We start from the raw sequence: 1,584 nt of genomic DNA, 5'->3' as shown, positions 1-1,584 counted from the left end.
CATTAATACTTATGGATAGTAAAAAAACACCATTTTAAAAGTGGTTATGCGGTATATTAAAGCATCGCAAAAGCGTGATAACCGGTAAATAATCCATACATTAAGATCATTACCGCGCCAGTTTGACGAAATAAGGGGGATTGTTGCAGCTTCTTAATGAATGAAGCGCCAAAGCCTACAGTTAACATGGCTGGTAACGTTCCAAGACCGAAAGCTAGCATTATTAGACCTCCGTTTATCCAACTGCCAGATACAGCAGACCATGTCAGCGTTGAATAAACTAACCCGCAAGGTAACCATCCCCATATCAAGCCAAATGGAAATGCATGCACAGGAGATTTAAGAGGTAATATAGATTGGCCTAGAGGGGAGATATGTTCCCATACCTTTTGACCTAACTTCTCAACAAAAAGCAGCCCATGCCACCACTTGCCAATGTATAAAGCAAGCAGCACCATAAAGAGAGCTGCCAATAGGCGTAACCAAATAAGCAGTCCGTTAAATGCGCTTACTTGAGCAAGAGACGATACAGTTCCGCCGATTAAAGCCCCAATAAACGCGTAACTGAGTAAGCGACCAAGGTTATAATAAATCGGTATCACGAAGCTATTCTGACGCGAGTGCTTGCCCATAGAAAGCACAGACGCAATGCCACCACACATACCAATGCAGTGGCCTGCGCCTATTAATCCTACGAAAAAAGCACCAATCCAGTCTGGGGTCATTTTTTATGAGATGCCTTCTGTTTCTCATCTTCTTCATCGAACAGTATGTTATGACCTTGTCTTTCTAAGTCTTCAAATTGTTCACTCTTTACTGCCCATAGGAATACGCCTACAGCCACACAAACAAGGATGATTGCGATAGGTATTAAGATATATAAACTTTCCATTACTTACCTTGTTCTTTCAGAAGTCTTAAAGAGTTGGATACTACAATGATTGAACTGGCAGACATACCAACAACCGCAATGTATGGAGCAACTAAACCAGCAACCGCGAGAGGTAATATTAGTAGGTTGTAGCCAAGGGACCACGCTAGATTTTCACGAATAATTTTACGTGTCTTTAACGCTAATAAACGTGAGTCGAGTAACTTATCTAGTCGATCGCCAAGCAATATCATATCTGCTGAAGCTTTTGCAACGTCAGTGCCTCCACCCATCGCAACAGAAAGGTGAGCACCGGCTAGAGTTGGTGCGTCGTTAATACCATCTCCGACCATCATAGTGATGTCTTTAGATTCGGTATTGTTTAAGTAGTTGAGCTTATCTTCTGGCTTTGCTCCCGCCACAATATCAGTGATCCCAATTTGAGAAGCTACCGGCTGTGCGTTAGCAAGCGAGTCACCGGTTAACAGAGTAGTTTTTATCCCTGCGGCTTTAAACTTACTAATCAACTCAGCGCTCTCTTTTCGAATAGGGTCTTCATAGGTGAATGTTGCTACATGATGACCATCAATAGATAAGTAGATCCCGTTACTTTGGATATCTGCTTCAGAGCCTAATATGAATTTAGCGCTGCCAATTGCGACAGGTTTTGACTGCCACTGAGCTTCGATACCTGAACCTATGATATTCGATAC

General features: G+C 42.4%; 3 protein-coding genes. All 3 read right to left on the bottom strand.

The annotated features are described in order from the left end of the window. Window positions 1–56 precede the first annotated feature (56 nt). Window positions 57–725 (bottom strand): sulfite exporter TauE/SafE family protein, encoded by a 669-nt coding sequence (locus L4C33_RS22120; protein WP_428814534.1) that lies wholly within the window; start codon window positions 723–725, stop codon window positions 57–59. Next, the gene (ccoS, locus tag L4C33_RS22115; protein WP_428814533.1) at window positions 722–892 is read right to left on the bottom strand and encodes a cbb3-type cytochrome oxidase assembly protein CcoS; all 171 of its coding nucleotides are present in this window, start codon (window positions 890–892) and stop codon (window positions 722–724) included. The genes L4C33_RS22120 and ccoS overlap by 4 nt, the downstream gene beginning before the upstream one ends. Then, the coding region (locus L4C33_RS22110) for an HAD-IC family P-type ATPase (protein WP_428814532.1) at window positions 892–1,584 on the bottom strand (693 nt) is incomplete at its 5' end. The genes L4C33_RS22110 and ccoS, both read right to left, overlap by 1 nt.

The sequence above is a fragment of the Vibrio makurazakiensis genome, assembly GCF_050337375.1.
In the GTDB taxonomy this organism is placed as follows: domain Bacteria; phylum Pseudomonadota; class Gammaproteobacteria; order Enterobacterales; family Vibrionaceae; genus Vibrio; species Vibrio makurazakiensis.
Note: the sequence above shows the minus strand (reverse complement) of the source record. Positions and strands in the feature narration are given on the sequence as shown.